The organism is Bernardetia sp., assembly GCF_020630935.1.
Taxonomy (GTDB): domain Bacteria; phylum Bacteroidota; class Bacteroidia; order Cytophagales; family Bernardetiaceae; genus Bernardetia.
The window spans coordinates 1-15,795 of the sequence record NZ_JAHDIG010000061.1 but is presented as its reverse complement, the minus strand read 5'-3'; the positions used below and the strand labels follow the sequence as shown (position 1 = coordinate 15,795).

At 33.5% G+C, this 15,795-nt stretch carries 15 protein-coding genes; 3 read left to right on the top strand and 12 right to left on the bottom strand.

Going from position 1 to position 15,795, the window contains the following annotated elements; translation table 11 throughout:
* Position 1: 1 nt before the first annotated feature.
* The 3 genes from QZ659_RS15570 to QZ659_RS15560 all read right to left on the bottom strand — a co-directional run bounded on the left by QZ659_RS15570 (position 2) and on the right by QZ659_RS15560 (position 2,477).
* Positions 2–502: a YqiA/YcfP family alpha/beta fold hydrolase gene (locus QZ659_RS15570; protein WP_291727116.1), complete on the bottom strand. Its 501-nt coding sequence runs from the start codon at positions 500–502 to the stop codon at positions 2–4.
* Positions 499–1,404: an ATP-grasp domain-containing protein gene (locus tag QZ659_RS15565; protein WP_291727114.1), complete on the bottom strand. Its 906-nt coding sequence runs from the start codon at positions 1,402–1,404 to the stop codon at positions 499–501. The genes QZ659_RS15570 and QZ659_RS15565 overlap by 4 nt, the downstream gene beginning before the upstream one ends.
* A gap of 80 nt (positions 1,405–1,484) precedes the next feature.
* Positions 1,485–2,477, bottom strand: coding sequence for a DUF4476 domain-containing protein (locus tag QZ659_RS15560; RefSeq protein ID WP_291727112.1), 993 nt, complete (start codon positions 2,475–2,477; stop codon positions 1,485–1,487).
* A 479-nt stretch (positions 2,478–2,956) separates the two neighbouring features.
* Here QZ659_RS15560 and QZ659_RS15555 point away from each other — a divergent pair, with 479 nt between their 5' ends.
* Both QZ659_RS15555 and QZ659_RS15550 read left to right on the top strand, forming a co-directional pair.
* A complete protein-coding gene (locus QZ659_RS15555; protein WP_291727110.1) occupies positions 2,957–3,931 on the top strand; it encodes a PorP/SprF family type IX secretion system membrane protein in 975 nt (324 codons plus the stop codon).
* 26 nt (positions 3,932–3,957) lie between these two features.
* Complete coding sequence (locus QZ659_RS15550; RefSeq protein ID WP_291727108.1) at positions 3,958–7,284, top strand: leucine-rich repeat domain-containing protein; 3,327 nt, start codon at positions 3,958–3,960, stop codon at positions 7,282–7,284.
* Positions 7,285–7,339: 55 nt separating this feature from the next.
* Here QZ659_RS15550 and truA read toward each other — a convergent pair whose 3' ends face one another.
* The 8 genes from truA to QZ659_RS15510 all read right to left on the bottom strand — a co-directional run bounded on the left by truA (position 7,340) and on the right by QZ659_RS15510 (position 14,095).
* Positions 7,340–8,101 (bottom strand): tRNA pseudouridine(38-40) synthase TruA, encoded by a 762-nt coding sequence (gene truA / locus QZ659_RS15545; protein WP_291727106.1) that lies wholly within the window; start codon positions 8,099–8,101, stop codon positions 7,340–7,342.
* Positions 8,102–8,178: 77 nt separating this feature from the next.
* Positions 8,179–8,412 carry a hypothetical protein gene (locus QZ659_RS15540; protein WP_291727104.1) on the bottom strand — a complete coding sequence of 78 codons (234 nt, stop codon included), beginning with the start codon at positions 8,410–8,412 and terminating at the stop codon, positions 8,179–8,181.
* A 3-nt stretch (positions 8,413–8,415) separates the two neighbouring features.
* On the bottom strand, positions 8,416–9,132 hold the full coding sequence (locus QZ659_RS15535; RefSeq protein ID WP_291727102.1) for a 2-phosphosulfolactate phosphatase: 717 nt from the start codon (positions 9,130–9,132) through the stop codon (positions 8,416–8,418).
* Positions 9,129–9,959, bottom strand: coding sequence for an MBL fold metallo-hydrolase (locus QZ659_RS15530; RefSeq protein ID WP_291727100.1), 831 nt, complete (start codon positions 9,957–9,959; stop codon positions 9,129–9,131). Before QZ659_RS15530 ends, QZ659_RS15535 begins: the two co-directional genes overlap by 4 nt.
* A 12-nt stretch (positions 9,960–9,971) precedes the next feature.
* Positions 9,972–10,289 carry a hypothetical protein gene (locus QZ659_RS15525; RefSeq protein WP_291727098.1) on the bottom strand — a complete coding sequence of 106 codons (318 nt, stop codon included), beginning with the start codon at positions 10,287–10,289 and terminating at the stop codon, positions 9,972–9,974.
* 73 nt (positions 10,290–10,362) lie between these two features.
* Positions 10,363–11,595: a cysteine desulfurase gene (locus tag QZ659_RS15520; protein WP_291727096.1), complete on the bottom strand. Its 1,233-nt coding sequence runs from the start codon at positions 11,593–11,595 to the stop codon at positions 10,363–10,365.
* 163 nt (positions 11,596–11,758) lie between these two features.
* The gene (locus QZ659_RS15515; protein ID WP_291727094.1) at positions 11,759–12,496 is read right to left on the bottom strand and encodes a hypothetical protein; all 738 of its coding nucleotides are present in this window, start codon (positions 12,494–12,496) and stop codon (positions 11,759–11,761) included.
* 132 nt (positions 12,497–12,628) lie between these two features.
* Positions 12,629–14,095, bottom strand: coding sequence for an aldehyde dehydrogenase family protein (locus QZ659_RS15510; protein WP_291727092.1), 1,467 nt, complete (start codon positions 14,093–14,095; stop codon positions 12,629–12,631).
* Between the two features lie 73 nt (positions 14,096–14,168).
* Between QZ659_RS15510 and QZ659_RS15505 the strand changes: the two genes are divergently transcribed.
* On the top strand, positions 14,169–14,981 hold the full coding sequence (locus QZ659_RS15505) for a prolyl oligopeptidase family serine peptidase (protein ID WP_291727090.1): 813 nt from the start codon (positions 14,169–14,171) through the stop codon (positions 14,979–14,981).
* A gap of 1 nt (position 14,982) precedes the next feature.
* Here the strand turns inward: QZ659_RS15505 and QZ659_RS15500 are convergent, their stop codons facing one another.
* Positions 14,983–15,666: a YiiX family permuted papain-like enzyme gene (locus QZ659_RS15500; RefSeq protein WP_291727088.1), complete on the bottom strand. Its 684-nt coding sequence runs from the start codon at positions 15,664–15,666 to the stop codon at positions 14,983–14,985.
* Between the last annotated feature and the right edge of the window lie 129 nt (positions 15,667–15,795).

Sequence of the window (15,795 nt, the reverse complement as noted above, 5' to 3'; positions counted from 1 at the left end):
TTCAGGTATGTTTTGTTAAAATATCTTTTGCCCAAGTTACGATTTCTTTAAAGGCTTTCATAGTAAATCCATGCCCTTCTTCTGCCCATGTTTTTGTAATTATTTCTTTGTCTTCTCGCTTGTCTTTTTCCATAAAAACAAGTGTTCTTTTTGGGTCTATTTGTTTGTCTTCTTCTCCTAGAGCTACTATGCAAAGTGGGCTTTCCAACTTTGACATATTTTTGGGTTTAGTTTTGTTTTTTCCTCTCAAAGAAACTGCTGGGTTTAATAAAAGACAAGGCAAAGCTAATTCTTCACTCAACCAAAATCCTAAAAAGCCACCGTGCGAAGAACCTACTAAAAACGTTATTTCATTTTTTAGGCAATATTCTTTCAAAATATCAAAACTATCTTGATTATATTTTAGATGAAGTGCGTACATTTCAAAGCCATAACTTTCCAAAAGTTTAATTTTTTCTTGATTAGGACTTGCTCCCATTCCATGTAACCAAAGTGTTTTCATCGTTGTAAGGTTAGTTTTTTTAAATTATTATAAAAACTATTTTTATCAGCATTGTCTGGTAAGCCAGAAACTTGCCCATCTCCAAGTTCTATGATTATCCATTCCCCATCTGTTTTTTGAGCAATATCCATAGTAAAGAAATTACTTTCTATCGTTTTAGCAACTTGTAAAAACTTATCTAATTCTATGTCTATTTTTCCATACTCTACTTCATCCCAGTAATTAAAATAAGCAACTAAACTCTGATGAAAGAAAAACAAACGCAATTCTTTTGTGAGAGGCAAACTACTCTTAGAGTGTTTTGTAAGAAACTCTAATTGTTCAAATTTACGAAGTACCAAACCTTCATTTAATTGATTTCCTCTTAGTTCTACGAACTTCTCTACTATTTTTTTTACACTGTCTTTATCTTTTGGGTTAGTAATAAAACAGGCTTCCTTCCAATAATATTTTTCTGATTTAACATAATCTTTCAAGATAATCTGATTTTCTCCAAAATCATTTAGTAGCTCATAAATTTCATCAAAATCTACAGCTTTATCTAGCTTTATCCACTTAGAAAAAGGAGTAATACTTTCAATCTTATAATAAGAATTAGGCAGGTAATGACAATGCTCATACTCTGTTGGAGTATTGATGAGCATAATATTTTTTTCTAGTAGTTCATTATAGAGCAAAGCATACATTTTAGGTTTCATCATCCATCCTCTATAAAAAGCTAACTCTTTTTTTGTTTGAGTAGGAATAAAACGAATAGCAGATTTTGCATTTCCTTCCATTAGCTTTTCAAAACTTAAAAGATAGGTTTCAAAACCGACTTCTTTAGCCGTTTGTTCTTCATCTTGATAATCTTCATCAACTATTTTTGGGTCAATAACATTATCACAATATAAAATTTTCATAGTTACTATTTTAATCAAAAAAAAAATCGTATTCCACAGCATTGCAGAATACGACAAAATGTACTTTAAAAATATGTATTTTACATATTATCTATCATTCTTTCCATTTTAGAAGTTCCACAGGTCAATCCTTTTCGTTTACAAAACTCTGTTATTTTATTTCTATGTGTTGCAAAAACAGCCTTCTTTACTTTGCAGTAGTTTTGTGGGTCAGTTGCTCTTGAAAAAGCATATTTAGCAAACAAAACTTGCTCGTCTGGAAAATTGATAACTTCTATAATATCTTTTATTTGAGCTACACTAAGGCATCTTTTATTAGCTAAACGCTTTGCACGCTCAAGTTTATCGCTTGCCATGTGTCCTTCATAAATGTACTCTGTTATTTTTTCAAATTCGGCATCGTTTAACGTAGGATTCGTACAAGTAGATTCGATAGTTGTATTTATTTCATCTTCTGTACTTTCTTCTTCAAGAATAATCTCTAGCTCGTCTGTACTAGCTTCTATTTCATCAACAAGGTCTTCCAAAACTGATTCTAATTCTTTTGTATCAATCTTAATGGTTTGTTTTGGTAAATCGCCCCCTTCTATCTTAATTCTTGCTTGAGAACCTTTATCATTTTCATAGATAGCTTCTAGTTTTTCTTTCTCTGCTTCATCTTTCAAATAGGCTTTTACTTTATCAAAATCATATCTATCTACGGTTCTACCATACGCAAAACGAGCAAATTCGAACCTATCATCTTCTGGAATATAGTCAATCATAGAAACTACTTGATAGATATTCAAACAAGCATTTTTTTCTTTGATTTGGTCTCTTACAACGTCTAGTTTATTAGAAGCAAACCACGTATCGTCTACCTCTTCTAAAACACTATCTAAACCAGCATTTGTCATGATGTAATCACAACCCAATTCAGATTTGAGAATAGCTGCATTTGCCTCTTCTAAGGCTTGACTAAATTTTTGTCCATCAAAATCAATGGTTAATTCTTCTCCATTTTTACTTGTTCGGATAGTGCAAGAAAAGATAGATAAAGAAAGTAGAAAGAAAAACAACAGATAAGTTTTCATAGTAAGTATTTAAATTAGATATTCTGTTTTCCGAAAAAAATAGCATCTTTTCAAGAAAAGCAGCACGCTAAAAAAGTAGTGTTAGTCAAGCTAACGTAAAAAATAAATTTATGGTTAGTTATTTTCTAGGAAAAAGAAAATTTTCTTTGGAAGTGGAAAAACTTAACTTTTTTATTGACTCATCACTTTATTTTTACTTTTTTCAACAAAAAATGAATGGCAGCAATTTTTTTTCTTAAAATAGAAGTGCTTTAAATATCAAAATATTGCATCTTTCCTGTTCCAAACAACCTATTAATGCAAGAATGATATTGTAGTGTCCTCTAATCTAAGTTTAAGCTAAAAATATAGGCTTTATTTTTGTGAAATTATTGTTAAAGAAACAAAACTATCTGTTAATCAGATAGTTACACTCTTTAAAATTATCTGATTTTATATAAAAATTGATTTTATACCATTTTTAAACTGGTGCTTATAATATGAAAATTCGAATAGCTTTTATATATTTTTTTACGCTTGTAGGGTTTTATAGTGTTAAGGCACAAAATCCTATGTTTTCTGGAAATTACTTGTGGAACTGGACAAGTGTAAACTCTGCTGCTTTAGGAACTCAAAACGCATTAGACATCAGAACAAATTATCGCAGACAGTGGAGTGGAATAGAAGGCGCACCTAGTAGCTTTGCATTTTTAGCCCAAACTCCTCTCTCACAAGGGAATAATGTTGTTTTAAACACCAATTATCATGCAGTAGGTTTGGAAGCCTATCACAATATGGCTGGGCTTTGGAGTGAAACAGGACTGTATGCTCGTTATGCTTATCATTTGACTTTATCGCAGCGTGATGAGTGGGATGCTAATTCTAGACTTCGAATGTCTTTTGGGGCATCTTTTGGTCTAAAAACCATTGGTTTTGATGCTTCAAAAGCGACATTATACCATCCTAATGATAATGCTATTCAGAATAATCAGCAAAGCACTATACCTGATGCAAATATTGGAATTTGGCTACACGACGACCATTTTTTTGGTGGTTTTGAAGTACGCCAACTTTTTGAAAATAATGTAAATATCGGACAAAACAATAACTTGGAACGTTATTATTTAGTTTCTGGAGGTTTGAATATCAATGTTAGTGAGCATTTTATTTTCTCTCCCTCTATTTTGATGCACGTTAGCAAAACAACAGACCTCAACTGGGACTTGAATGCAAAATTTGCTTATAATGAACTCATTTGGACAGCCATAAACTATCGCCACCAAAGAGCTATTCAAACTTTTCTAGGAACTCGTATTACGTCTTGGCTAGATATTGCTTACTCTTATGAATTTTCTAACTTAAATAATAACAACGAAAATAATATTAATTCTTTAGGAACAACAAATGAAATTCTTTTGGGTATTCGTCTTTTTGGACAAACAGACTCAGAAACAAAAAGAAATTCCATTTTTTAGTTTTATACTTTTTTCAAATTACTGTCATGCAAAAATATATACGTCCCCTTCTTTTTATACTTATCTTATATAGTTGTATTTTGTCTTTCAGTTTTGGTCAGCAGAATATAGTTACTAATGATTCTTTGGTTTTGGTAGAACTCTACCAAACAACGAATGGAAGAAACTGGTCAAACCCTTGGCAACTGGAAGAAAATGCAACCACTTGGAGTGGAGTGGTAATAGAAAATCAGCGTGTTGTCGAACTAAACTTAGGCAGAAGAGGTCTTAAAGATAGCCTACCCAATACACTTAGCAGACTAGCTTCATTAAGAAAATTAGATATTTCTGTTAATAGCTTAAAAGGCTCTTTGGAAATGCTGACTTCATTATCTAATCTAACCTACCTAAATATTGCAGCTACAAGTTATAGAGCAAGTTACGGAAATGTTCCTTCTATTTTTGGCAGAATGCGTCAATTAAAAGTTTTGAATCTGTCTCAAAATGGCTATACCAGTCCAATTTCTGATACAACAGGTCTGTTTTTACTTACAAATTTGGAGGAACTATATATTGGAGCAAATAATTTTGTTGGAACAATGCAATCTCAGTTTGGAAACTTTAGAAATCTGAAAAAATTCAATATTGCAAGTTCACGTTTTACAGGAGCTTTACCCAATACACTGAGAAACTTGAATAGACTAGAGGAGTTTTACTTAGCAGGTAATGGTTTTGATTCAGATTTAGGAATTATCATTTCTGCTATGCCCAATTTGAAAGTTTTGTCAGCAGCATCAAACAAACTTGGGAAAAATAGAGGCTTGCCCAACTCGCTCTATAGTTTGAGTAGGCTTACTTATTTAGATTTATCTAGCAATGGGTATGTGTTTTATCTCTCTCCACAAATTTCAAACTTAGAAGATTTAAAGACATTATTACTACAAAATAATAATCTGACACAAAAACTGCCTGCTTCACTTGGACAACTCAAAAAACTTGTAACCTGTAATTTTTCTCATAATAAGTTAGAAGACAGAATTCCGATTCAGTTATATTATGCCCCTTCACTCACTACACTTATTCTTTCCTACAACGATTTTAGAGATGTTCCTCCAGTGAGCTTGCCTTTACCAAGTAAACTTTCTTATTTAGACCTTTCTCATAATAGAATTCAAACAGATGTATTAGAAGATTTCTATGAAACACCGACAGATATTGAAATAGTATATTCTCTCAATGCATTTACAGAACTTGCCTATTTAGATTTGTCGTTTAATAATTTGACACAATTTGAAAGAATTGATTTTTATACGTTGAAAAAATTACAAACCATAAAGCTAAATAATAATAGGCTAAATGGAGAACTCTCAACAAATATAGCAAGCATTTCCTCACTCTCATCACTCAATATTTCTACGAATAACTTTAGGGGAACACTTCCTTCAGAAATTGGAAATATGAGAAGCATACAAACCTTTATTGCTTCTAAGAATAAATTGGAAGGCAAAATTCCGAATTCATTTTTTATGGAATCATCCTCTCTAAGAACATTAGATTTGAGTGGAAATGGATTTACAGAAATTGCAAATATAGATTCTCTTACCAACCTACAATCACTCAATGTGAGTAATAACCATCTTACTTTTGCTGATTTAGAAGAACAAACTTGGAAGATTAATAACTTTATTTATGCTCCACAAAGTAAAGTTCCTATCATAGAACCTTGTTATTTAGAAGTTCAGACTGATGGAAAATACAATCATTATCAATGGTTTTTCAATGGAGATTCGATTCCCAACGCTACCGATTCAGTTTTGGCTGCTAAACACATAGGAACTTATTTTGTCAAGGTAAAAAATGATAGCGTCCCTAACTTAATTTTACAATCTGAAAATGCTGTTGTTACAGAATTTACTGTTCCAGATAATGGTTTTCCTAATACAAACTTTAAGGATAGCACTTTTTGTGAACCTTTCGAATATGAACTTATCGCTACTGCTGATGCAGACGAATATCTTTGGAGTACGGGCGACTCTACACAAAGTATAATTGTTTCAGAAGAGGGAACTTATACCGTTTGGGTAGATAATGGATTTTGTACGGTGGTAGATACGGTTAGAGTAAAGTTTGCAGGTGTCAAAAACAATATTATTTCATCTTCGCAGCGTGTGTGTAGGGGCGAGATTCCAAGCCTTTTGATGGGCGATTCTTCACTTGTCAATCACAAATATTTGTGGCAGTCTTCAACAGATAGCTTGACTTGGACAGATTTAGACAGTACGCTCAATTATCAACCTACAGAACTTGCTACTTCTACTTATTTTAGAAGAAAAGTAATTCCTGATAGTTGTGATGCAAAATTTAGCAATGTGGTTTTGGTGGAGGTTTCCAATCTAAAAGTTGAAGCCATTACTAAAAACGTTTCGTGTTTTGGAGGAAATGATGGAAGAATTGATATAGAAATAAGTGGAGCTTTTGGAGATTATCAGATTTTATGGCAAGATAGTACCACTCAACACTCGTTAGAAAATCTTTCTAAGGGAAGTTATAAAGTAAATGTTATAGACGATTTGGGCTGTCAAGATTCGCTGCTCATAGAAATTACAGAACCTCAACAGTTAAACGGAACAATAACGACACAAGAAGCTACTTGTAATTCAAATATAAATGATGGACAAATTAGTGTAGAAATTACTGGGGGAACAGCTCCTTACAATACAATTTGGATGTATCAAGGCAGAACCCTTGCTACCAATACTAATGAGCTTTCAGAGTTAGAACCTAGCGAAACAGAAGTTTATCAAGTAACCATTAGAGATGCGAATGGATGTGAGCTTGTTTTGTCAGACTTTGTTATTCGTAGAAAACCTATTGATGCTCGTTTTGCTTATGACTATGAGAGTTATTGTAGAGCAGAAGTAAATCCAACTCCTAGAATTTTAGGCAATGAAAATGGTTTTTTCTTTACCCACGATATAGGTATCAAACTAGATTCTTTGAGTGGAGAAATAAAACTTGGTCAGTCTAGCCAAGGAACATACAAAATTGTCTATCAAGCTGATGAGTGTTCGGCAGATACTGTTTTTATAGAAATCAATGAAGACTGTTTTGCTGATATTCCAAATACATTTACTCCTAACGATGATGGAACAAACGACACATGGAAAATTCCATTTTTAGAACGTTATCCGAATGCTGATATAGAAATTTTTGATAGAACAGGAAAAATTCTCTTCACTCAAAAAAATGGTTATCGCAAAGAATGGGATGCTCTTTTAAATGGAATGAAACTCGCTGAAGGAACATATTATTACAGAATACGAATTAGTGATAGCTTGAAACCTATTATGGGTTATATTTCTGTGGTAAGATAGATTTATTTTCATCCTCAATGAATTTTTAAGCGCATTGAGGATGATTTATAGGGCTTCATACAAAAAAAATCTCTTTTGGATATTCTACATCAACTAAAAAAAGTCCTTCTGCTGGCACAGCAGAACCTGCTGATTTTCTATTTTTATCTAAAATAATTTGCTCAAAATCTGATATTTCTATTTTTCCTTCTCCTACCAAAAAAAGCGAGCCTACCACAGCACGAACCATTCCCCTAAGGAAACGATTTGCAGAAATAGTAAAACGGTAAAATTCTATCCCATTTTCAACTTCCTTTGTCCAAACTGCTTTACTGATATTGCATTCAAAATTATTGACCTGTGTTTTGACTTTACTAAAAGATTCAAAATCAGTATATTTTAGTAAAATCTCTGCTGTTTTATTCATTTTTTCAAAATCTAGTTGCTTTCTATGAGTATGTGCTTGATTTATCAAGAATGGATTTTTTTCAAGAAGCAGATGGTAGTGATAGGTTCTTGAAAAAGCATCAAAACGAGCATGTGCTGTGTCTTTGACAGGTAAAATATTAGCAATGGCAATTTGAGGAGGCAAGAAGCTATTCATCCTGTGCTTCAAGTCCTTTGTACTTACTTCTTTTTCTGTATCAAAATGAGCAAACTGTTTTCTACAATGCACACCTGTATCTGTCCTTCCACTTCCAACAATTGGTGTTTCAATTCTCAAAATTTTTGAAAGGGCATTTTCAATACTTCCTTGTACTGTTTTGGGAGTGTTTTTTTGAGCTTGCCATCCATGAAAATTTGTGCCTTCATAGGCTACTTCTAAAAAATAACGCATTTCTTTAAGTAATCAGTTTTCAGCAATCCGTAACCAGTTTTGCGACTTTGTTTCTGTTCTTTGACTCACAAAATCATTTACTTTGTCCAAGTATTTTTGATAATATCTCTTCTTTTTTCTAAATCTTTTTCGGTCAGATAATCTTCTACATATCCACAGTTCAAGCAAATATAGGAAACCAAAAAACTACCTCTACCAAAGATAGCTTTAGGGTTTTTAATCTGTAGTACTCGTCGTAACTCAGCACGTTGATTTGAATTATTGTATACATCAAGAGAACCACACTTTGGACAAACCCCTGTTTTTTTCATAGCTTATAAATTCACTAAATGATTATCTTTTAAGATAGGAACATTCTCAAATTTATCTATTTCTAAACAGAATTTCATATCATCTACCACGCCATGTTTTTCTAATCGCTTATAATGTGAAGAATGCTTTAAGATTTTGAGTAGATTTTTCTTTACAGAAGTATAAGAATGTGAGGAAAAAAGTGTCTCGTCTCCTTCCCACCAAAAATCATCTTTCAGTTTGAGAGCCAACGCACCAGCAAAAAGAGAATCTTCTGCATTGAAACGACCTTTCCAACCTGCACAAACGATAATAATATCTTTATTTTGATTTTTGAGATAATCTGCAACTGCTTTTAAATTTAAAAATGCACCAATGATGACTTGTTCGGCATCATTTTTTACAGCTTCAATGGCTTGTGTGCCATTGGTGGTTGTCATAACAATTTTTTTACGCTCTTGCTCCATGTGTTCGTAAGGAGAGTTTCCAATATCAAAACCCTCTACTTTTTCACCATTTCGCTCTCCAGCCGTTATATAACCTTCTGACTTATAGTGCAGTGCATCGGCTACATTAGCGACAGGCACAATATATTCTACGCCATTTGCCAAGCCTGCTACCATTGTAGAAGTAGCTCTAAAAATATCTACTATGACAGCAATTTTGCCTGTTAAGTCTATAAAAGAAACTGCATCGGGTGTAAGACAAATTTCTAATGTGGGTTTATTATTTTGATTCATGATTTTTTCTTCAAGTATTCAATATCTCTAATAATTGATTTTATCATATTGATTTTAGATAGATTTCCATTAGAGAGGATTCTGACAAACCAGTTTTCTTTTAGCTTCAATCTTTTAAGAATTTCACTCGCTGAATTTCCTTTCTCATATAGCAAAGAAACATCATTGAAAAGTGATTCTAAGAAGTTTAGTTTTTTAGTGAGTTGAGCTTTTGCATTGGTAAGTTGGGGTTTGTGTCCACAAAACATTACAACAAAATCTAGTTCTAAAATCTTTTTAATAGAATTAATCTGCTCGTATATACTTTCATTTTCCAAAAAATAATCAATATAGGAATTAATATATAAATCTGCTGAAAACAGCCATTTTTTTGTTGGTTCGTAGAGTGCCACCATATCGACAGCATGTCCAGCAATGGGAATAATCTGAAATGAAAAATTGGGAGTTTCTATTGTATCGTCTTTTCGGAGAAGATGCTCATAAGCAGGACGTTTTCCCCACGTAAGTTGCTGTGCAAGACTAATTTTTGGAGGTTTTTTCATCATCTCACCACACAAACTTGAAGCATAGACATTACAGCCGTGTTGCTTCTGGATTTCTGAAATATTTCCTGTATGGTCTTCGTGATGGTGAGTAATGAATATTTGCTCTATGTTTAGTTTTGCTGTCTCTTCCAAGATTTTAGACTTGGCGTTACTTTGTCCTGTGTCTATGAGTAACCCATCTACAAAGTAGATATGAGTGAATAAAGTAGGCATTCCAAAAGGCTGATAGCCAAATTTTATCCCTGTTACTTCTTCGTGCTTGAAAGATTTTGTAATGACCATTGATGTTTTTTATCACAAATATAGAAAAGAGAACAATCGTTTGAAAAAATTATTCTTCCGTTCGTCAATGTACAATGCTCGCATGTAAGCTTTTCTTTCTAATGGTAAATAATGACCAAATGCATTGTTAGCGTATTTTAAAGATACTTTATTGAAAAACTTAAATTTACAGTCATTCCATAATTGAATATCAGAAATCAAATACTCGTAATTTTTGTTTGGAATTACAATGTATTCGTACCAAAACATATCTACATATTCAGCATTAATTAACTCTCCAATTACTTCTCCTTCAAGCTCTACATACCATTCATATTCTTCTTTTATCATTTTTTCAAGAAATTAAATAGGCTAGTCAGTTGGTACTACTAGCCTATTAACTTTTTTAAAACATATCAGACAATTATCTCAACCTCTCAATAACCATTTCAAGAGTATCAGCAAAAGTATCAATTTCTTCTTTTGTGTTGTAGAGTGCAAAAGAAGCACGAGCCGTTCCTTCTAAGTTCATTCGCTTCATCAGAGGTTGGGTACAGTGGTGTCCTGTTCGGATAGCAATTCCATTAGCATCTAACATCAAGCCCATATCATAGTGATGAACGCCATCAACAACAAAAGAAATGACACTTGCTTTATCTTTCGCTGTTCCAACGATTTTTAAGCCCTCAATGGCAGAGAGTTTTTGAGTTCCGTACTCCAAAAGCATTTGCTCATGAGCTATAATTTCAGCTTTAGTCAGTTTATTTACAAACTCAAAAGCAAGGCGCAGAGCTACCGTATCAGCAATATTTGGCGTTCCTGCTTCAAATTTATAAGGAAGTTCGTTGTAGGTAGAAATTTCGTAAGAAACATCTTTTATCATTTCTCCTCCTCCCATATAAGGTGGCATCACTTCCAAAAGCTCTTTTTTTCCATATAAAATTCCAATTCCTGTTGGTGCATAGACTTTATGACCTGAAAGCGCATAAAAATCAACATCCAAATCTTGTACATCAATTTCTAAGTGTGGACTAGCTTGCGCTCCATCTACGACTACTTTTGCTCCAACTTCGTGTGCTTTCTTAATAATTTCTTTGACTGGATTTACCGTACCAAGTGCATTCGATACGTGAACCACAGCTACAATTTTTGTTTTTTCTGAAAGTAGATTCTGATAGCCTTCTAAATCTAGCTCTCCGTTATCAAAAACAGGTATAACTTTTATTTTTGCACCTGCCTGTGAAGCAATAATTTGCCACGGAACAATATTAGAATGATGCTCTAGGCTAGAAATAATAATTTCGTCACCTTCTTTCAAAAATGCTCGTCCGTACGACTGTGCTACTAAATTGATACTTTCAGTTGTTCCACGAGTAAAAATAACTTGCTCTTCTGATGGTGCATTGATGAATTTTTGTGCTGCTTTACGTGTCTGTTCGAAAGCATCTGTGGCACGCTCGGCAAGCGTATGCGCTCCTCGGTGTACGTTAGAGTTGATTTCTAAATAATAATTTGAAAGTGCATCAATAACAGATTTTGGTTTCTGTGTAGTGGCTGCATTATCAAAATAAATCAAAGGTTTGCCTTGTACTTCTTGATGAAGAATTGGAAACTCTTTTCTAATTTTATTTATATCGAATTTAGTAGCTGTTAGCATAATAGTCTGGTTTTTATTCTCTTTTCACAGGCTAGAAGTCTGTGGTACATACACAAAGATAACTAATTTAGATTGATTTTAAACAAGATACTTTGATATTGAACTAATATAATGAAAAGGGGTTTTGTTTTCGATAAAGCTTCTCAATATCTGTGATGTTATGCTACAACCATTTATCTTTTTTTATGAAACTCATCAACTCTGAGAATATTTGTATGGCAATGAAAATTATTATAAGTATAAACTCTCCAAACTCACTAATATAATGAGTAGAAGAAAAATATTTTTTGTTCGCTGCTCTAAAAAGATAAAGAATACAAATCAAACTCAAATAAAAGACAAGTGATTGCATAAAAAAAGGTGAGAAATTATACTTGTTCATAACTTCTTCATGAGTTTCCTCCCCTTCGCTTTTTTTACTTTTTCTAAATACTCCATTCTCTAGCTCCTTTAGTTTTGCTTCGTGTCCTTCTTCTCTTAGTTTATTTATCTCTCTTGAAATGTATGCAAACAAAACTGCTTCTTTTATGATTACCAAAATGAGAGCAAAATTAAAGTTCATATCTCTAAGTAATACAAAGACATAATTTGCTTTCCACGCATGATTGTTGGGTTGATTGAAATATCCAGAAAATAAGATGAACACTAAAAACACAAGCATAGTAATAACAATATTTCTAAAATTCTTTCGCTCTAACTTGTATTCCAGTCCAGAAGTTATTTTATTTTTATGTTCTACGTAATTACCCAAAAATCTGTAGATGACCTTTACCATTTGTGCTACCCAATAGAAATAAATAACAGCAAAAAAATTCCACTTTAAAGAAATGACTCCATAAATTACAAAGCCATGTATGATACTATTGAATATAAAACGACTGATATAAAAGTTTCTAGGCATATAGAAAAATTAAATTTATGAGATTACGATTTTATCTTTTTTATCAAAAAACCTATCCCTTAAAAAATAAAGAATAGGTTTTGAAGAGCTTTTTGCCGTTGTTGGTGTTTTCGCCAACGACCAAATACTATCTTAAATCCACTTTACTGTAAAATCAATTAGTGATTTTACTTCTGACTTGTAAGGTGGGTACATTAGTTGAGGTGCGCTAAAGCGAGTAGGCTGTTCCAGAACAGCACGCTCATTAGAGAAAGATTTGAAGCCAAAAATACCGTGGGCTTTTCCAATTCCACTATGATTTACACCACCAAAAGGCAAGTTGTGTTGGAAATAGTGAATAACTGTATCATTCACACACACACCACCCGAAGAAGTAGAAGAAAGTACATTCTCAATGGTTTCACGCTCTTGAGAGAAGATGTAAAGTGCTAAAGGCTTATCTTTTTTATTGATTAAATCTAAAGCATCATTCAAAAACTTATAGCGAATGACTGGCATAATAGGACCAAAAATTTCTTGTTGCATTATCTCAGCATCTAACGGCACTTCTGACATAATCGTAGGAGCGATATAACGCTGCTCTTCTACAACTGTTCCTCCAGTATGGATAACTGCACCCTGCCCTTTTGCTTTTCCGATAAGCTCTACAAGTGTTTTGTATTGTTTTTCATTGATAATGCGTGCATAATCTGGAGAGTCTAAACGCTCACCAGACGACATTCCATAAAACTCACTCAAATATTTGAGCATTTGTTGGATAAGTTCGTGTTCAATATCTTCGTGAACCAAAACATAATCTGGGGCAATACACGTCTGTCCTGCATTTAAAAATTTACCCCAAACGATTTTCTTTGCAGCTTCTTTGATATTTGCCGTCTCATCTACGATTACTGGCGACTTTCCACCCAATTCTAATGTTACAGAAGTTAAGTTTTCAGAAGCTGCTTTCATTACCATTTTTCCTACTGCCGTACTTCCTGTAAAGAAAATATGGTCAAATGGCTTTTCTGTCAGATATTTAGAAACCTCTACTTCTCCTTCTACAAAAGCAACTTCATTTTCTGCAAAAACTTCTTTGATAAGCTGTGCCATAATAGCATTTGTATTTGGCGTGTATTCAGAAGGCTTTAAGATAGCACAGTTTCCTGCTGCAATTGCTGAAATAAGTGGAATCAAGATAAGATTCACTGGATAGTTCCAAGGCGCAATAATCAGACAAACACCTTTTGGCTCATAACGAATATATGATTTCGAACCCAAAAGAGCTGTCGGAGTGCTTACCGATTCATCTTTCATCCATTTTTCAAGATTCGAAACGGCGTGTTTGATTTCGTTTGAAGTAGGGTAGATTTCTGATAAATCTGTTTCTGCTTCTGGCTTCCCAAAATCTTGACGAAGTGAATGATGAAATGCAGCACGGTAATTAAAAAGAGCATCTTGCAAACGTTTTAGTTTTTCGATGCGTTCTTTTGCTGTTGTTTTGGCTACTGCCCAACGGTTATTTTGTTGTGCTTCAAAAATTTCGTCTATTTGTTTTTTGAAATCTTGTTTTGAATTGTTTGTTTCGGTAGATGTGTTTTCGGCTTGAATTTCGCTCATAATTTAAAAAATTGTAAGAATTTCCAAACTCTAAGAGGTTTTAGAAATCCTTAGGGTTTAACTGCTAATTTCTATGAAAAATAAAATATATTCTTTTTCGGTTGTGTGTCTTTTGTTTTTGAGTGTATTTGCTTCGTTTTCTTACGGACAACAAACCAGCTCGGATAAGCTAAGATACGAACTTTTCGAACATAATCTGTTTTACTCTACTGTTTCAACGGATTCTATGCGTTATCGTTTACTTTTCCCAAAAAATTATAATCCAGAAGAGTATTTTAAAAGATACCCTTTAGTTCTTTTTCTACACGGCGCAGGAGAGCGTGGCGATAGTTCGCTTACCGTCAAGCATATAGGAGCGTGGGCATTGCAGGAAAAGAACAGAGAAAATTACGATTGTTTCGTCCTTGTTCCTCAATGCGAAAAAGACAACAAGTGGGTAGAAGTAGATTGGTCGGCAGATGCACACACGCAGCCCAAGGAAATGAGTAAGTACATGAGCCTAACCGTAGAGTTATTAGAAAAACTGCAACGACGATTACCCATAGATTCAGAAAGAATTTATCTGACAGGACTATCCATGGGAGGCTACGGAACGTGGGATTTAGCAGCACGTTATCCTAAAAAGTTTGCAGCTATTGTTCCCATTTGTGGGGGAGCAGACGAAAAAACAGCCTCTTCTCTAGCAACTATGCCAACGTGGGTTTTTCACGGAGCATTAGACCAAACCGTAAAACCACAGCGCAGCCGAAATATGGTGGCAGCACTCAAAAAAACGGGTAATAAAAATGTTCATTACACAGAATATGAAAAAGTCAGACACGGAAGTTGGAAACCAGCCTACAAAGATGAAGAAATGTGGAAATGGCTTTTTGAGCAGAGTTTATAAACTACTCTACCAAAACCAACTTATCAGAATCAAAAATAGCAGCAGGGGAAATTACATTTTCATCTAACGGAATGGTATTTCCATAACGCTCTTTCATTTTTGTCTTTACAACATCGTTTTCTAAGTCGAAGCTAGAGAGTTTTTCTAGCTTTCCGACTTCAATATTTAAGGCTTCTTTATAGATTTTCCATACCAGTTCGGAACAGTAGATTCTTTCATCTGACCATTCAAAATATAGGTCGTAGTTTGTTCCTATGAATTTTTCCCCTGTGGTTTTCATTTTTTGTATGGCTTCTTTTGTCAGAGTTTTGTCAGCGTTTTTTAGACGTTTGAGTGCAAAGTGATTGTTTTCTCCTCGTGCTATCCATTTTTTTAGAGGCGTATATTTTACTGGCTGCACAGCTTCCAACACTATAAAATTATCTTTTTCATCTTTGAAAATAATTCCAACGTGGCTATACTTTGAATCAGTAGCAAGTTGTATGGCTTTGCTCTGTGAAGAAGTAGAGGTATGAAAAATAATATCTCCTTCTTTGAAAGTAGTTGTATCTTTTGAGGTAGGCTTTTTGAGTTCTGTTTTGTCTTCTTGAATTGTTTGTTTCTCTGTTTTTTCAGAAGTACAAGAGAATATGGCTATGCCAAATAAAAGCAATAAAAAAATATAAGAGCTATTTTTCAGCATCATAATGTCTTTTATATTATTGAGTTAGAAAAAGTTTAGCATATTAGAGTTTGCAATTAGATAAAATAAAAAAGGCTAGTAAACAACAATTTACTAGCCTTTTTTACTCTTTTTTATGTGGAGAATATCGGA